This window comes from Brucella grignonensis, from assembly GCF_002252505.1.
GTDB classification, from domain to species: domain Bacteria; phylum Pseudomonadota; class Alphaproteobacteria; order Rhizobiales; family Rhizobiaceae; genus Brucella; species Brucella grignonensis.
In genome coordinates, this window is record NZ_NNRL01000143.1 from 1 (window position 1) to 15,285 (window position 15,285).

The window sequence follows — 15,285 nt, forward strand, 5'->3', positions numbered from 1 at the left end:
CGCTTGCGATCGCAAGCGGGTGGACCGATGGCGAAGAATGGCTTGAAATCCCCTGGCAGCTCGACATGGTGCTTGCGCTGGCCGGCGTGTTCTTTGTCATCCCTCTGGTCAAAACGGCCATCGCCCGGCAGGTCCACCATATCTATGTGTCCGGGTGGTATTTCCTCGCCGGCATTCTCTGGTTTCCCTGCCTATTCGTCATCGCCAACATTCCCTACATCCATTCGGGCGTTGAAGAGGCCACCGTCAACTGGTGGTTTGCCCATAACGTGCTAGGGCTTTGGCTGACACCGCTCGGCGTAGGTACAGCCTATTACTTTATCCCGAAGATCATCGGGAAACCGATTTACTCATATTCGGTCTCATTGCTGGGGTTCTGGGGCCTCGCGCTCTTCTACAGCCAGGTGGGCATCCATCATCTGATTGGCGGACCGGTGCCCACCTGGGTTGTGACCCTCTCGATCGTCCACTCTGTGATGATGTTCATCCCGGTGATCGCAGTTGCCATCAATCAGCACGTCACGGTGGCGCGTAATCTCTGGGCACTGAAGGAATCGCTACCGCTACGCTTCATCTCGTTTGGCGCGGTCATGTACACGTTGGCCTCGTTCCAGGGTTCGATCGAAGCATTGCGCTCGGTCAACACCGTCACGCATTTCACGCACTATACAGTTGGACATGCACATCTTGGCGCCTACGCCTTTGTGACCATCGTCATGTTCGGCGCCGCCTATCACATGCTTCCGCGCATGACCGGCCGTACCTTCCAGTGGCCAGCCTTGATCAACGCGCATTTCTGGCTGGTTGTCGTCGGCTTCGCGATCTACTTCTTCGGGCTGTCGATCGGCGGCGTGCTGCAGGGCCTCGCGATGCTCGATGCGACCCGACCCTTTGCCGACAGCGTCACTGTGACCATACCCTATCTCGAGGCGCGCAGCGTTGGCGGCAGCCTCATGACGCTCGGCCATGTCCTGTTCGCCGTAAACGTGGTCATGATCCTGTTTCCAAGGCCGGCATCGGCAGCCGCGAAGGTGGCGCCCGCAGAATGAACCGCTATCTCCCCCTCTCCATCATCGCTCTCGGTATTCTCGCCTTCGCAACGCTGATGCTGGTCATCGCGCCCGGCATTCAGATCGCCCGTCACGACATCCCGCCGGAGCTCAAGCCCTATACCGATCAACAGGCGCGCGGCCGTGAAGTCTACGTTTCGCTTGGCTGCGTCTACTGCCATAGCCAGCAACCACGCTCACCCGACCAGGCTCCAGACGGAGTGCGGGGCTGGGGTCGGCCGGCGGTTGCCGCCGACTACACCTATGACAGCCCGCACCAGCTCGGCACGATGCGTACAGGGCCTGACCTCCTCAATGTCGGCGCGCGCCTTCCATCGCGCGACTGGCACCTGACTCATCTTTACCAGCCCCGCGCCATCTTCAGCTGGAGCATCATGCCGGCCTATCCCTTCCTGTTCGAGGAAAAGGGCACGGCTGCACCCGGGGATGTCGTCGTTGCACTTCCGTCAGAATTCGCTCCGAAATCCGGCGTGGTGATCGCAAAGCAGGATGCTCTTGACCTGACGGCTTACCTGCAATCGCTTGATCGCACCTATCCAGCACCCGCCGATGCACTGCGCGACGACGGGTACAATGGACAGGAGGGTGCGCGATGACAACGGACAAGTCTGCCGGCAAGGGCTCCACCGAACATCGAGACGAGAACTTCGAACCCTATGAGTTGCACGGCAAGATGCCATGGCCGCTTATCGCGATTGCGGTAGGCCTTGGCATTTGGGGCGCTGCGACGCTGCTGGATACGCGAGAGGATATTGCTGAGGCACGCAATGAGCGTGTCGCAGAAAGCCGCGAGGCGACAGGCGCCAGCACGGAGCCAGGCGCCGCGCTGTTTGCCGCGCGATGTTCGACATGCCATCAGTCTGACGGCTTGGGCGTTCGCGGTGCGATCCCGCCGCTCGCCGGCTCCGCCTTCGTCGCGCATGGGCCAGAGTTGGTTTCGACCATTCTGCTCCGTGGCATCGACGGATCGATCCGCGTCGGCGATCACACTTTCGACGGCCATATGCCGAGTTTCGCCAGCGTTCTCAGTGATGTCGAGCTTGGTGAGCTCGCAACTTATGTCGCGCACAGGTTTGGCCAGTCCACCGAGAAAATCGAAGCGGCGGCGGTCGCCAGGTTGCGCGGCGAGGTGGCGGACAAGGGCAGCTTCAAGGGGGGAGCGGAGATCGCATCATCCTTCCGGCTCGACCTTGGTAGTCAGCCGCCATTTGTGGCGCAGACGACCGTTTCGATGTCTCCCGAGGCCTCGGCGGCAATCTTTACCGGGCGCGGCGAACAATGGGCCTGCGCCAGTTGTCACGGCGACCTCGGCCAGGGCAAGGCGAACGTCCCGCGCCTTGCTGGTCTTCCGGCCGACTACATCGTCAAGCAGATGAACGACTTCGCGCAGGGGCGCCGTCTGAACGAATCGATGCGTATCGTTGTGGCGTCGCTGTCGGATGAAGAAAAGCGCCAGCTCGGCGAATACTACGCCGGCCTACGTGTGCCATCCAACGCCAAACCGGAGCTCGGCGGTGATCTCGCTCGAGGCGAGGCACTCGCGCTTCACGGCGATTGGAGCCGCAACGTTCCAGCCTGCTTCTCCTGTCACGGGCCGTCGGGCTTTGGCGTCTCGCCGGAATTCCCGGCACTGGCCGCCCAGCACGCCGCTTATACGGCAAGCCAACTGGCGGCTTGGGTAGGCGGACAACGACACAATTCCGCGCTCGACCTGATGGGCCGAATTTCCCGGGAGCTTTCGGACAACGATCGCAGAGCCGTCGCAGATTATCTCGCCTCGCTTCCTCCCGTGCCGGCAGGAGAAAACGCCAAGATCACCAGGATTGGAGAACGGCCATGACCCAGCCAGAAAAAAGCGAATCAGCCAAACCTGCCGATCCCCGAAAAGGGCGCGTCGCGCGAACGTGGATCCACGCGGGCGGAGCGGGTCTGATCGTAGTTGCGCTCGGAGCGCTGGCCTACGAGAGTGGTTTCATTCCCGGTCGACAGACTGCGCAGGACAAGGCGGGCCATGCCACTGCCGGCTTCTTCCAGCCGCCGACCGACGACGAGATTCCGAACGATCAGTTCGGGGCAGCTGTGCGGCGCGGCCAGGCGATCTTTACGAACACATCGACCAACGCCTCGCAATATGTTGGCAACGGTCTGTCCTGCTCCAATTGCCATATGGGAGCTGGGCGGCAGCCATTCTCGGCCCCTATGTGGGCCGCCTGGGTGCAGTACCCGAAATATCGATCCAAGAACAAACAGATCAACACGATGGAGGATCGGGTCAAAGGATGTTTCACCTACTCGATGAATGCCCAACATTCCGTGAAAGGCGGGCCGCCGCCGGCGGGCGATGATATCTATCGGGATCTGCAAAGCTACTTCTATTGGCTCGCCACCAATGCACCGACCAATGAGGCCCTTGAGGGCGGCGGGTTCGGCAAGGTTGCCAAGACCGAGCTTGGATATTCGCCCGAGCGCGGACAACAGGTCTTTGCGGCGAACTGCGCCGTTTGTCACGGTGGCGATGGCCAGGGCCAGAAGGACATCAATGGACGCTACGTCTTTCCGCCCCTCTGGGGCGCCAATTCATTCAACTGGGGCGCCGGCATGGCCCGCATCGACACTGCGGCAGCCTTCATCAAGAACAACATGCCCCTCTCGCAGCCCGGGCGTCTGACGGACCAGGAGGCTTGGGACGTCGCTGCCTACATCGACAGCCTGGAGCGGCCGAAAGATCCGCGCCAGAAGGGAAAAACGATCGAGGAAACGCGCAAGCTGTATCACGACGGCGACCAGATCTATTACGGTCAGACTGTCGACGGCGTGCTGCTCGGTGTCGGCACGCCGGATCCGGATCGCCCGGTCGGCGCCGTGGACTAAGCGCTTTGCGCCGCCTGTTCGGCGTCAGTGGTATGGCCTGCGGAGGCTGTGCGCGCGGGCTTGAGCGTCACGTTGGCCGGCTCGAAGGCGTCAGCGCCGTCGGCGTGCATCATCTGACCGCCTCGATGCTGATCGACTGGGATGGGCAGCGTCTCTCCATCGCCGACATTGCCGCTGCTGTCTCGCAGGCCGGATACACATTGATCGATCGCCACCGGCCGGAAGAGCTCTCGGCGATTCTGTCCGCAGATATAAGCCGCCTCTCGCTGCGCCTGGCGGTCGCGGTCGTGTCGGGGATGTGGTCGATGGCGCTCGCCATCGTGCTTTATGTGTCTGTTCTCGATCCACGCATAGCGTGGTGGATCGCGTTCGGATCGGGGGTTCTCGCCTTGCCTGTCGTCGTGTGGGCCGGAGCCGGAATCTTCTGGATGGCGTTTCGGTCGATCCGGCTGCGCGCTCCGGGCATGGACCTGCTGATCGCACTCGGCGCCGGCGGCGCCTTCATTCTCTCCAGCCTAGCGCTCGCGGCTGGATCGTCTCATGTCTATTTCGACACGGCGACGATGCTCATCACGCTGCTACTGATCGGCCGCCTCCTCGACCTGATGACGCGACGTAGCGCTATCGATGCGCTGAAGGCGCTTGAGGACACTTCCCTTGAAACAGTGGTGAGGCGATCGCCTACCGGCGATGGGTCCATTCCAGCCACGGAGATCGGAATTGGCGACAAAATAGTCGTCGATGCAGGTTCGACTATTGGGATGGACGGTGTGATCGACGAAGGGGACAGCCTGATCAATCGCGCTGTTCTGACCGGTGAAAGTCGCGCAATTCATGCCGGCGTCGGTCAGCGTGTCGAGGCGGGCTGCATCAATCTCGAACGTCGAATTGTGGTGACGGTCGATCGTACTTATGGCGATCGCGACATCGATCGCATGGGCGGAGCGGTCGCGTTGGAGCTTGCACAGCGGGGAGCGACGGCGTCACGCGCCGATCGGATAGCGGCTGCGCTCAGTTGGGGAATTCCGAGCCTTGCTCTCGTTACAATGACAGTCCTGCCGTTTTCGGGCATACCCGCCACTGATGCCGTTATCAGGGGGCTTACAGTGCTGGCCGCGGCCTGCCCATGCGCACTGTCCATCGCAGGGCCCCTAGCGCAAGCTCGCGCGGCAGGCATCGCGGCGACGTTCGGCCTTCGTCTGCGCGACCCTGTCGCATTCGAGGCACTCGCGCATGCCGCAACGGCGATCTTCGATAAGACCGGCACGTTGACAGCTGGACGCCCGACGGTCGTCGAGGTCAAACCCGCTGAAGGCTGGGCCGAAGGCGACGTATTGCGTCTGGCGGCACGCGCCGAAACTGGTATCGATCATCCCCTTGCGCGCGCGATCGTCGCACGCCATGGTCGTGAGGAGGGAACGGGAGGGAGGCGCCGGGAGCGTAGCGCCGAGGGTGTCGATCAGGATGGCCGCCGTATCTCCGTATCCGGATTGAGCGCAGAGGACGGGATGACATCGCTCGCCGTGAACCTCGACGACCAGCTGATCGGCAAGTTAAGCCTTGCAGATGCTCCGACCGACGAAGCGCGCGCGACTGTAAATCGCTTGAGCCGGAGCAACATCGACGTCTGGATCGCCTCGGGTGACGCCGCAGGGCCAACACTTAGCGTCTCTACAACGCTTGGCGTTGCTCCGCGCCATGTGCGTTATGGCTGCACGCCCGCCGACAAGGTCGAGTTACTCAAAGCCGCGACAGGTCCGGTTGTGTTTGTGGGGGATGGCGTCAATGACGCGCCAGCACTTGCCGCTGCTGATTGCGGCGTCTCGGTCGCCGGAGCCCATGGAGCCGCCGCGCAGACGGCCGATGTGGTCGTCGTCAGAGGTGGAATCACCCAGCTTCTGACAGCGATCGCGCTGTCGCGCCGGATGACGGTGATCGCCCGGCAGAATGTGGGTCTTGCCATCGTCTACAACGTCGTCGCCGTACCGGTAGCGATCACAGGTATTCTCACACCGTCGATGGCTGCGCTGGCCATGCTTGCCAGCTCCGTGTCGGTGGCGCTCAATAGCCTGCGGCTCTCGCGATTAGCGGCAACGCCATCGATCGAAGGCTGCGGAGGACGGATCGATGTCCCCGGCGAAGAGCCGGCGGGCCAGGAAGCGATCATTTAACAGCCAGCAAACCCTGCGGGTCGAAGCTCAGATCGGAATGAGCCTCCCCGGCGTCGTTACGGGCGGGGAGCTCTTCGCAAGGTAGGCTTGCAGCGCTTCAATTGCGGACACCGGCATCTGCCCTCGGTCGCGGCCGAACCGGCCGGGTACGCCCTGAGCGGTGACGAAAGCCACGTGGTAGGCTGCCTGCGCATGAAGCTTCTCCTCACCGACAAAGATATCGACGACGCGGCTGCCGAACGGGTTCTCGATCTTGGCGAAAATCGTCAGTCCGCAAAAACGTTTGACGTATCCGCCCATCTGACCGAACGGATCCGCGCAGAATGTCCGGTCCAAATTTTGCTCGATCATTGCGCGGATCTCCTCCCCGGTCATCGTGACCGTCGATACGGGAGGATTGACCGGGATGATGTTCCAGAGGTCATTCATCGTGACCTCGCCTGCCGGTATCGGTGCGCCGTAGCGCCAGCCGTTCGAAAAGGCGATGGCGCGTCCGGATGCATCGCACAAGGCGGCCAACAGCAAATCGTCCATGGTGCAGTCGAGGGTCGTATTGCGATGGAGCGCCGTGTCGATGCTGCCGACGGAAATTGAGAGTCGCTCGCGCAACGGCGCCATCACGCTTTCCACAAGCACTTCCATCGCCGGATCGGGCTTGATCGAGTCATCCATGGCAATCAGCTCGTGACGCTCGAGATGAACGCCATCATCGCCGACGCTCAGATCCAGCCGGCCGATGAAGGCACCGTGGCAGCCGGACTGAATGATGATCGCACCATTGGTGACCACCGGCCGTTCCAGCCGGTCATGTGTATGGCCGCTCAGGATGACATCGATCCCCTCAACCAAATCTGCAAGCTTGATGTCTTGTGGCAGGCCGAGATGCGAGAGAACGACGATCAGATCGACCTGCTCCTTCTGGCGGAGTCGGCGGATTTCGCGTGGCAATTCCTTGTCACCATTGGTGAAGCGAAGGCCCTCGCTGAAATGCGGCGGCATGGTCTTGTCAATGATGGTCGCAGCGACACCGATCACACCGATTTTCACGCCGCAGCGCTCGATGACGCGCGAGGCTGCGAACGGACGCCGGCCACTCTTCTTGTCGAAGCAATTGATCGCCAGGACTGGATAATCAAGCCGCTTTGCGAGCGCCTTGAAGTGGGCCGGTCCCCAGGCAAACTCCCAATGCGCCGTCATCGCGTCAAAGGCGAGCGCGTTGGTCAGCGGGACCAGTGCCTCGCCCCTTGATGAGACGGCGGCATATGTGCCGTGAAACGTATCGCCGTTGTCGAGGGCGAGAACCGCATGCGGGGATTCCGATCGAACGCCGTTCAGGTAACCGGCGATTCGGGCATAACCTCCAAGAATTGGAAACTGCGGATTGGCACCGTGCCACACCAGCTCAGGGTGTGGCTCCAGATAACCATGCGTGTCGTTGACCTGAAGAAGCGTAATTTTGCGGCGTGTTGTTTCGGCCATTCTGGCGTTCTCCTCCGGCATTCCGTGCCTGAGTAAATCGCCTCCCCCACAAGCTTAAGAGCGGCTTAACAAATGCCTTTCACTCAGCGAATTCGAGCAAAATTGGCCGCGCCACGCACGATCCCGTTCCGCTCCGAGGGCACGTCCGGCCAAACAACGCTCATGAGTGCGCGCTCCGGATCCCCGGCGCCGAACACCGCCTCGATGCTGCGTACGCATAGAACGACGGTGTCATCGGCGAGACTATAATAGACCTGTTTCGCCTGTCGGCGCGTGGACACCAGTTCGGCCTTTCGCAGCTCAGCAAGTTGCTGGCTGAGTGCGGGCTGACCGATGCCGGTCGCCATGTCGATTTCAGTGACCGATTTTTCCCCTTCGAGCAGATGGGAAAGGATCATCAAACGTTGTGGCTGCGCGAATTTGCGCAGCTTCTCAGCGGCGAAATCCGCTTGCGCGCGCGACTGCCAAAGCGTTTTCATGCCTCCCTCCGGCAGAACCAGTCAGCTTCATGCTGAGCCTTTTCATCGGCAGGTTGGAGAAGGGGGTCGCCAGGCTGCCAGTCAACGGGTGCAAGCTTCTCTTCAGAATAGGTTGCCTGCAGGGCCGCAACCATGCGTACCATTTCATCAACAGAGCGGCCGATCGTCAAAGGGTAATGTGTTATCGCACGAATGACGCCCTTCGGATCGATAAAGTAGGTCGCCCGCACCCCGGCGCTGTTTTCAGACGTCTCATCGATCATGCCGTAGGCGCGCCCGACCAACATCGACGGGTCCTCGATGACCGCGAATGGTATGTCGACAGAAAACAGCTCACGGATAGCTCGGCTCCAGGCGAGATGGGCGTAGAGACTGTCGACCGATAGTCCCAAAAGCGCACAGTCAAGTGCGGCGAACCGATCGTGCGCCTTGGCCAGTGCGACGAATTCCGTCGTGCAGACAGGCGTGAAGTCAGCTGGGTGCGAAAAGAAGAGCAGCCAACGGCCCTTATAGTCGGAAAGCCGCACCGCCCCTTTCGTGGAGCGTGCTTCAAAATCTGGGGCGGCGTCGCCCATTCGCAACGTGGGGGAAGGCAAGCGGGTCGGGGCGTCGTTCATCAAATAGCGATCTCGAAAACGTGATTTTGAAACCATGTTGCATGTCACACGGCTTGACGCAACTCGATTACATAATTACATAGTTAGACATATCAGTAAATTAAAAACCTGACGGTCTGGTTTGGCGGCGCATGGTGCCTGATCCACCGCCAAAGAGGCAACTATGTCGCATGCCTTGCCGACACCCGATGAGGCAGTTCTGAACGGTTCGCGCGATCCCGTGGCCCGACGCGCGCGAAATTCCGTATCGCCCCGGCTGGCAGCGCTCCTGCAAGTGGTGGCGGCCCTAATCTTCATCCCCCAAGCGGCCATAGTTGCCCTGTCCGTCGGTCGGATCGCGAATGGTGGTGGGATACCCGATGTCTTGTGGCCGGCCCTCTCCATCGTTGTTCTCGGTTTCGCCAGGAGCTGTCTCGATGCAGCCGGCGGCCGCCTCGCGTTCAAAGCGGCCCGCGCTGAGCTAGGCAGGCGTCGCGCCGCTGCAGTCACGGCCCTTGCCCGACGGTCGCCGCTCGATCGTTCACGGCCAGCGTCTGGAGAAGCTGCCAGCATCATCGGCGAACAAGCCGAACTGATCGTGCCCTATATCGCCCGGTTTCAGCCGGCGCGCTTCAAGGCGACGGCAGTGCCGTTAGTGATGCTTGTCTGCATCTTTCCCATTTCCTGGATTGCAGCCCTCATCCTGCTGATCGCCATGCCGCTGATCCCGCTTTTCATGGCGCTGATCGGCTGGCGCGCCCAGGCTGCTAGCGAAAAGCAGCTTGCCGCAACCGGCGGCCTTAACGGCTTCCTCCTCGACAGGCTGCGCGGTCTGACGACAATCCGCGCGCTCGACGCTGTCGATCAGACGGCAACTCGCCTACGTGTCGATGCCGATAACCTGAAGACCCGGACAATGGCGGTGCTGCGGATCGCCTTTCTTTCCTCCGCCGTGCTCGAATTGTTTGCCGCGCTCGGTGTGGCATTGGTCGCCGTCTATGTCGGCTTCAGCCTGCTTGGCGAAATCACATTCGGTGCGTGGACCGGCAGTCTCGACCTGACGACCGGCCTCTTCCTACTCTTGCTTGCTCCGGCCTTTTTCGAACCGCTCCGCGACCTCTCGTCGGTCTGGCACGACAGGGCGAGCGGCGAGGCTGCGCTCTTGGCGCTCGACCAGCTGGCATCGGAAACTCTGCCGGTCGTCGCGACCTGCCAGCAGCCTCGGTCGCCGCATTTCGAAATCGAGTTGGACGGCGTCGGCTTCCGTTATGGAGTTGATCGCGAACTGTCCATTGACACATTCAACTGTCGTATCATCGAGGGTGAGCATGTCGCACTTTTGGGCGCAAGCGGTTCGGGCAAGTCGACCCTGCTTGCGCTGATCGCCGGATTGGCTCCGGTTTCGCAAGGCACAGTTTGCATCGGCGGATTGCCTCTCGGAGAGAGCTGTGACTGGCGCAAGCAGATTGCGTGGATCGGTCAGAAGCCGCATATCTTTGCAGGCACAATCGCCGGCAACATCACACTTGGCCGCCCGGGTACGAAACCGCTCGAGGCGCTCGAAGCAGCTAATCTGAATGCCGTTGCTGCCGCTTACGGCAAACGTGCGTTGGGCGAAGGCGGCGTTGGTTTGTCGGGCGGCGAAGCGTTGCGGCTCGCAATCGCTCGTGCTGCCTGCAGCCCCGATATTCGCATCATCCTGGCCGACGAGCCGACGGGCCATCTGGACGCTGCCACCGCCGCCGAGATCACCGAAAACCTGATCGCGCTCGCGAAGGGCAAGACCCTCGTCATAGCCACCCATGATCCCCGGCTAGCCGCACGCATGCAGCGGGTAATTACCATCGGCGAGGAAACCCTCCGGGAGGCTGCGGAATGAGCGCACGTCTTAGTGACCTTAAGCCCGTCATCGCCGTGTTTTTCGCCGAACGGCGCCGCGGATTACTGCTAGGCGCGCTGATGGCGGCGCTCACAGTTTTCGCCGGAATAGCGCTTCTCGGCCTCTCCGGCTGGTTCATTACTGCCGCCTCTTTAGCCGGGCTATCCGTTGCCACGGCCGTTACCTTTGATGTCTTTGCTCCATCGGCCGGTATCCGGCTGCTGGCAATCGGCCGAACGGTCTCACGCTACGGCGAGCGGTTGACGACGCATGACGCGACCCTTTCAGTTCTTGCAGCTCTTCGTGAAAGGCTGTTTCGTAGCTGGGCAAAGGGCAGCTCTGCGCGCGATCTCGTGGCCCGTCCGGCAAAGCTGCTATTTCGTCTGACCGCAGATATCGACGCGCTCGATTCCCTTTATCTCCGCGTTCTCGTGCCTGCGGCGGTCGCGCTGTGCGCCGCATTTGCGGCGAGTCTCGCACTTGGACTGATCGATCCGCTGTTGGGCGCGGCGGTCGGGCTGACGCTGCTCATTGCCGGACTTGGCGTCCCCTACATTGCGGCGCGCGCGGCTGACAAGGCAGCACGTCGCCGTATGCATGGGGTTGAAGCTCTCCGCGCCCGCGTGATCGATCTCGTTGCCGGGCAGACGGATCTGTTGCTCGCCGGTCGTCTTGATGCGCAATGCGCCGCCGTCGCGGCGGCAGACAAGTACGCAGCGCTCGCAGATGATCGGCTGAACAGCATCGAAGCCGGTGTCAGTTTCAGTTTGACGTTCACATCCACGCTGCTTCTTGCTGGCTCTTTGCTGGCGGTGGCAGCCCTCGCGGGTGCTGGTGAGATAGGCGCCCCTATAGCCGCTTTCGGCGTGCTGGTGGCGTTCGCTGCTATCGAACCGTTTGGCGCATTGCGGCGCGGCGCGGTCGAATTTGCTCGCACCCTGATCGCGGCACGAAGAGTCGGCAGAAGACTGACATCGAAAGACGATGGGATTAAATTCGTCGCGCCGGAAGGCCATCTGGCACTAAGCCTTTCCGCTGCAACTGCCGCTTACGACACCAATGCACGGCCTGTGCTGCATGACATCACCCTCCAACTGAAGAATGGCGAAAAACTTGCCCTCGTCGGTGCCAGCGGTGCGGGTAAGTCCAGCTTGCTTGCACTTCTGTCCGGCGAACTGAAACCGCGATGTGGAGCGGTCTGCGTAACCGATACGACCTTGCTCACGCAACGTACCGAGCTGTTTGCCGACTCTGTCCGTGACAATTTGATCATCGCCGACCCCGCGGCGAGCGAGGATCAGTTGCACGATGCACTTGAGGCGGCTGGCTTGCTCTCGACCATTCTTGCTTTACCGCGCGGGCTCGACACCAGACTTGGAGAAGGCGGTTTTGGTCTTTCAGGCGGCCAGTCGCGTCGTCTCGCACTTGCCCGCCTCTTTGTTAGAAACGCCTCCCTTTGGTTGCTCGACGAGCCTACCGAGGGCCTGGACGGAGACACCGCCCGCGACGTGATGCGCAGGCTGATCGAGAAGTCGGAACGTCGCTCGGTGGTCATCGCCAGCCATATCCGCCGGGAAGCAGCTATTGCCGACCTCATCGTGGAGATCGATGGCGGGCGAGTAATCAATGTCTTGCGCCGTGGGGAGGCGGCGTTTGAGAGCGCTCTGGATCGGCTTCGACCAGACTGAGCTCCAAAAGCCATGCGCGCTGATTGGCGCGCATGGAACCCGCCACTCAGAATTGAGAGAAGGACCATGGAATTCGACATCGTATCGCTATCGCGTTTCCAGTTCGCACTGACTGCGCTTTACCACTTCCTGTTTGTGCCTTTGACACTTGGGCTTTCCGTGCTGCTCGCCATCATGGAAACGACCTATGTAATGACCGGACGCCCCATCTGGCGGCAGATGACCAAGTTCTGGGGCACTCTGTTCGGCATCAATTTCGCAATCGGAGTCGCGACTGGCATCGTTATGGAGTTCCAGTTCGGCATGAACTGGAGCTATTACAGCTATTATGTCGGCGACATCTTCGGGGCGCCGCTCGCGATTGAAGGATTGATGGCCTTCTTCCTGGAGGCGACCTTTGTCGGTCTGTTCTTCTTCGGGTGGGACAAGCTTTCCAAGGTCGGGCATCTGGCCGCAACATGGGCAGTGGCGCTCGGCTCGAACTTTTCGGCGCTCTGGATCCTGATCGCCAATGGCTGGATGCAGAACCCGGTCGGCTCGGCGCTCAATCCGCAGACGATGCGCATGGAGATCACCAGCTTCTTCGACGTGGTCTTCAACCCCGTGGCCCAGGCAAAGTTCGTCCACACGGTCTCGGCCGGCTACGTCTGTGCCTCGATTTTCGTGCTCGGCGTCTCGGCCTGGTACCTCTTGAAGGGCCGGCACATCGAGCTTGCTAAGCGCTCGATGACGGTGGCGGCCTCGTTCGGGCTCGCCTCTGCGCTGTCGGTCGTCGTGCTTGGTGACGAAAGCGGTTATCTTGCAACCGAAAACCAGAAGATGAAGCTCGCCGCCATCGAGGCGATGTGGAAGACTGAACCGGCCCCGGCCGCCTTCACCGCTTTTGGTTTCCCCGATCAGGAAGCCCGCGAGACGCATTTCGCGATCCATATCCCTTGGGCGATGGGCCTGATTGGTACGCGATCGTTGACCACCGAAATCCCCGGCATCGACAAGCTGGAGAAACAGGCTGAACAGCGCATCCGCGACGGTATCAAGGCCTATGATGCGTTGGCGCAGATCCGCGCCGAAACGCCGGACAAGCAGGTCGCCCAGGAAGTCCGCACATCTTTCGAGGATCTCGGACACGACTTGGGCTACGCGCTTCTGTTGAAGCGCTATATCGACGATCCGCGTCAGGCAACCGACGCGCAGATCGCGCAGGCTGCGCGTGACACCATCCCGCACGTTCCGACACTCTTCTGGTCGTTCCGCATCATGGTCGGGCTTGGCGTCTTCTTCATCCTACTGACGGCAACCTTCTTTTGGCTGTCGGCTCGCCGGCGTCTCGACAAACACCGATCGTTGCTCTGGATCGCGGTCTTGGCAATCCCACTTCCGTGGATTGCCATCGAGGCCGGGTGGGTGGTTGCCGAGATCGGCCGCCAGCCCTGGGTCATCGAGGGTGTCTTGCCCACCGCGCTCGCCGTGTCGAACCATGGTGCTTGGGCCGTGCTTCTGACGATCGTCGGATTTGCGGCACTCTATACCGTGCTGATCGTCATCGAGATGACGCTGATGATCAAGGCCATTAAGCATGGTCCCGAGCCCGACGACGAACCTGAAGCCGAGCTTATTTCCAAAACCCTTGTTCCTGCTGCGGAGTGATCGGTCATGGTCCTGTATGAACTCATTGACTACCAGACGCTGCGTGTCATCTGGTGGATTTTGCTTGGAGTACTGCTAATCGGTTTCGCTGTCATGGACGGTTTCGATCTCGGTGTCGGCACACTCCTGCCCTTCGTCGCAAAAACGGATGTTGAGCGACGCGTCGCCATCAACACCATCGGCCCGGTATGGGAGGGTAATCAGGTTTGGTTGATCCTCGGAGGCGGCGCGATCTTCGCCGCCTGGCCGGCGCTTTATGCCGTCTCGTTCTCGGGCTTCTACCTGGCCATGTTCGCGATCCTCTTCGCGCTTATCCTACGCCCGGTTGGCTTCAAGTACCGCTCCAAGCGAGAAAGCCCGCGCTGGCGCAATGGCTGGGACTGGGCGTTGTTCATCGGCGGCTTCATTCCCTCGCTGATCTTTGGCGTTGCCGTCGGCAACGTTCTGCAGGGCGTGCCCTTCCGCTTCACCGAAGACATGCGCATCTTCTATGACGGGACATTCTTCGGCCTGTTGAACCCTTTTGCGCTTCTCTGCGGCCTGCTTTCCGTCGCCATGCTGGTCATGCACGGTGCCTGCTGGTTGATGCTGAAGGCGTCGGGCGCTGTCGCCGAACGCGCGCGTGGCTTTGGCAGCGTCGCAGCGCTTGCCGTCATCGTGCTATTTGCGTTCGGGGGGGTGTTCCTTGCCTTGGGCATCGACGGATATCGCATTACCAGCGAAATCAGTACCATCGGCCCGTCGAATCCTCTGCTGAAGGCAGTTGAACATGAAGGCTCGTGGCTTATCAACTATAGCGCTCGTCCGTGGCTGCTGATCGCGCCTGGTCTTGGTTTCATCGGCGCGTTTCTAGCATTGATCGGTTTGCGGAAAAGGCTCGAGATCACAACCTTGCTGTTCAGCAAATTATCAATATTCGGGATCATCTCGACGGTCGGCGTTTCGATGTTTCCCTTCATCCTTCCATCGTCGGCCGATCCCCGATCCAGCTTGACCGTCTGGGACGCGTCTTCCAGCCATCAGACGCTCTTCATCATGCTCGTTGCAACGATTATCTTCTTGCCGATGATCGTCGCTTACACGAGCTGGGTCTACAAGGTTCTGTGGGGCAAAGTCGATGAGAAGAGCGTTACCGACAAAAACAGCCATGCCTACTGAAGGAAAAAATGATGTGGTACTTTGCATGGATCCTCGGCCTGCCGCTCGCGGCAGCCTTCGCCGTTCTCAACGCCATGTGGTATGAGCTGATGGACGACAAGGCCAAGAAAAAGCCGACCTGATACTACTATCGACGGTTCACATAGATGATGATTAACTGCCCATCGGGTCTCATGAAGATACGTTGGGCAGTTTGCCTTCCGGTGTCCACACGCACGATCAGTAAAATCGCGGCGATAACATATGG

Annotated in this window: 13 protein-coding genes; 10 read left to right on the top strand and 3 right to left on the bottom strand. The window is 60.7% G+C overall.

What is annotated here, in order from left to right; translation table 11 throughout:
* The 5 genes from CEV33_RS01640 to CEV33_RS01660 form a co-directional block, all read left to right on the top strand.
* Window positions 1-1,049: cbb3-type cytochrome c oxidase subunit I (locus tag CEV33_RS01640; protein ID WP_141211546.1), on the top strand; the 1,049-nt coding region annotated here is incomplete at its 5' end.
* A complete protein-coding gene (locus tag CEV33_RS01645) occupies window positions 1,046-1,666 on the top strand; it encodes a cbb3-type cytochrome c oxidase subunit II (RefSeq protein WP_094538734.1) in 621 nt (206 codons plus the stop codon). The genes CEV33_RS01640 and CEV33_RS01645, both read left to right, overlap by 4 nt.
* Complete coding sequence (locus CEV33_RS01650; RefSeq protein ID WP_094538735.1) at window positions 1,663-2,910, top strand: c-type cytochrome; 1,248 nt, start codon at window positions 1,663-1,665, stop codon at window positions 2,908-2,910. The genes CEV33_RS01645 and CEV33_RS01650 overlap by 4 nt, the downstream gene beginning before the upstream one ends.
* Window positions 2,907-3,941: a c-type cytochrome gene (locus tag CEV33_RS01655; protein WP_094538736.1), complete on the top strand. Its 1,035-nt coding sequence runs from the start codon at window positions 2,907-2,909 to the stop codon at window positions 3,939-3,941. Before CEV33_RS01650 ends, CEV33_RS01655 begins: the two co-directional genes overlap by 4 nt.
* 32 nt (window positions 3,942-3,973) lie before the next feature.
* Window positions 3,974-6,112, top strand: coding sequence for a heavy metal translocating P-type ATPase (locus tag CEV33_RS01660; protein ID WP_141211547.1), 2,139 nt, complete (start codon window positions 3,974-3,976; stop codon window positions 6,110-6,112).
* Window positions 6,113-6,139: 27 nt separating this feature from the next.
* Here CEV33_RS01660 and CEV33_RS01665 read toward each other — a convergent pair whose 3' ends face one another.
* The 3 genes from CEV33_RS01665 to CEV33_RS01675 all read right to left on the bottom strand — a co-directional run bounded on the left by CEV33_RS01665 (window position 6,140) and on the right by CEV33_RS01675 (window position 8,687).
* Window positions 6,140-7,591 (bottom strand): bifunctional metallophosphatase/5'-nucleotidase, encoded by a 1,452-nt coding sequence (locus CEV33_RS01665; protein ID WP_094538738.1) that lies wholly within the window; start codon window positions 7,589-7,591, stop codon window positions 6,140-6,142.
* Between the two features lie 83 nt (window positions 7,592-7,674).
* Complete coding sequence (locus tag CEV33_RS01670; RefSeq protein ID WP_094538739.1) at window positions 7,675-8,070, bottom strand: ArsR/SmtB family transcription factor; 396 nt, start codon at window positions 8,068-8,070, stop codon at window positions 7,675-7,677.
* A complete protein-coding gene (locus CEV33_RS01675) occupies window positions 8,067-8,687 on the bottom strand; it encodes a peroxiredoxin (RefSeq protein ID WP_094538740.1) in 621 nt (206 codons plus the stop codon). Before CEV33_RS01675 ends, CEV33_RS01670 begins: the two co-directional genes overlap by 4 nt.
* Window positions 8,688-8,850: 163 nt before the next feature.
* Here CEV33_RS01675 and cydD point away from each other — a divergent pair, with 163 nt between their 5' ends.
* The 5 genes from cydD to cydX all read left to right on the top strand — a co-directional run bounded on the left by cydD (window position 8,851) and on the right by cydX (window position 15,160).
* The gene (cydD, locus tag CEV33_RS01680) at window positions 8,851-10,545 is read left to right on the top strand and encodes a thiol reductant ABC exporter subunit CydD (RefSeq protein WP_094538741.1); all 1,695 of its coding nucleotides are present in this window, start codon (window positions 8,851-8,853) and stop codon (window positions 10,543-10,545) included.
* The gene (gene cydC / locus CEV33_RS01685; protein ID WP_094538742.1) at window positions 10,542-12,233 is read left to right on the top strand and encodes a thiol reductant ABC exporter subunit CydC; all 1,692 of its coding nucleotides are present in this window, start codon (window positions 10,542-10,544) and stop codon (window positions 12,231-12,233) included. The genes cydD and cydC overlap by 4 nt, the downstream gene beginning before the upstream one ends.
* A gap of 66 nt (window positions 12,234-12,299) precedes the next feature.
* On the top strand, window positions 12,300-13,880 hold the full coding sequence (locus CEV33_RS01690; protein ID WP_094538743.1) for a cytochrome ubiquinol oxidase subunit I: 1,581 nt from the start codon (window positions 12,300-12,302) through the stop codon (window positions 13,878-13,880).
* A 6-nt stretch (window positions 13,881-13,886) separates the two neighbouring features.
* On the top strand, window positions 13,887-15,038 hold the full coding sequence (cydB, locus tag CEV33_RS01695) for a cytochrome d ubiquinol oxidase subunit II (protein WP_094538744.1): 1,152 nt from the start codon (window positions 13,887-13,889) through the stop codon (window positions 15,036-15,038).
* A gap of 11 nt (window positions 15,039-15,049) precedes the next feature.
* On the top strand, window positions 15,050-15,160 hold the full coding sequence (gene cydX / locus CEV33_RS01700; protein WP_094538745.1) for a cytochrome bd-I oxidase subunit CydX: 111 nt from the start codon (window positions 15,050-15,052) through the stop codon (window positions 15,158-15,160).
* The last annotated feature ends 125 nt before the right edge of the window (window positions 15,161-15,285 follow it).